Annotated in this window: 1 protein-coding gene; it reads left to right on the forward strand. The window is 69.0% G+C overall.

The features are described from left to right. Positions 1-48: 48 nt before the first annotated feature. The coding region (locus ACG0Z3_RS23140) for a UDP-glucose dehydrogenase family protein (protein WP_394402407.1) at positions 49-1,250 on the forward strand (1,202 nt) is incomplete at its 3' end.

Here is a 1,250-nt window from a genome sequence, read left to right on the forward strand (position 1 = left end):
GGCGGGTCGTGACCCGCCCCACGCGGTTTTATTGAACGAGGACAACGAATGAAAGTCACCGCCATCGGCACGGGCTACGTGGGCCTGGTCACCGGGGCCTGCCTGGCCGAGATGGGCAACCATGTGGTGTGCCTGGACGTGAACCCCGAGAAGATCCGCATCCTCAACGAGGGCGGCATCCCCATCCACGAGCCGGGGCTGGACGCGGTGGTGCGGCGCAATGTGGCCGCCGGCCGCCTGCAGTTCACAACGGACGTGGACCAGGCCGTGCAGCACGGCACTGTTCTGTTCATCGGCGTGGGCACGCCGCCCGATGAAGACGGCTCGGCCGACCTGCAATACGTGGTGGCGGCCGCCCGCTCCATCGGCCAGCGCATGACGGACTACAAGGTCATCGTCGACAAGAGCACGGTGCCCGTGGGCACGGCCGACAAGGTGCGCGCCGCCGTCAAGGAAGAGCTGGAAAAGCGCGGCCTGGGCGGCATGGGCTACGCGGTGGTGTCCAACCCCGAGTTCCTGAAGGAAGGCGCGGCGGTGGAGGACTTCATGAAGCCCGACCGCATCATCGTGGGCTCGGACGACGAGCAGGCCACGCTGATGATGCGGGCGCTGTACGCCCCCTTCAACCGCACGCAGGACCGCATGCTGGTGATGGACGTGCGCAGCGCCGAGTTCACCAAATACGCGGCCAACGCGATGCTGGCCACGCGCATCAGCTTCATGAACGAGCTGGCGCTGTTGGCCGAGCGCGTGGGCGCCGACATCGAGCTGGTGCGGCGCGGCATCGGCTCCGACCCGCGCATTGGCTACCAGTTCCTGTACGCCGGCGCCGGCTACGGCGGCTCCTGCTTCCCCAAGGACGTGAAGGCGCTGGTGAAGGCTGCGGCCGACACCGGCATCCCGCTGAAGGTGCTGACGGCCGTGGAAGAGGCCAACGAGCGCCAGAAGCGCGTGCTGGTGGACAAGGTGGTGGAGCGCTTCGGCGCAGACCTGACGGGCCGGCGCTTCGCGATCTGGGGCCTGGCCTTCAAGCCCAACACCGACGACATGCGCGAGGCGCCGGCGCTGGTGGTCATCGACGAGCTGACGAAGCGCGGCGCGACGGTGGCGGCGTACGACCCGGTGTCCATGCCCGAGACGGCGCGGGTGCTGGGCCCGCGCGACGACGTGACGCTGGTGGAGCGCGCCGACGCGGCGCTGCAGGGCGCGGACGCGCTGCTGATCGTGACGGAGTGGAAGGAGTTCCGCAC

Origin of the sequence: Pelomonas margarita (assembly GCF_043555875.1) — a bacterium.
GTDB lineage: Bacteria > Pseudomonadota > Gammaproteobacteria > Burkholderiales > Burkholderiaceae_C > Pelomonas > Pelomonas margarita.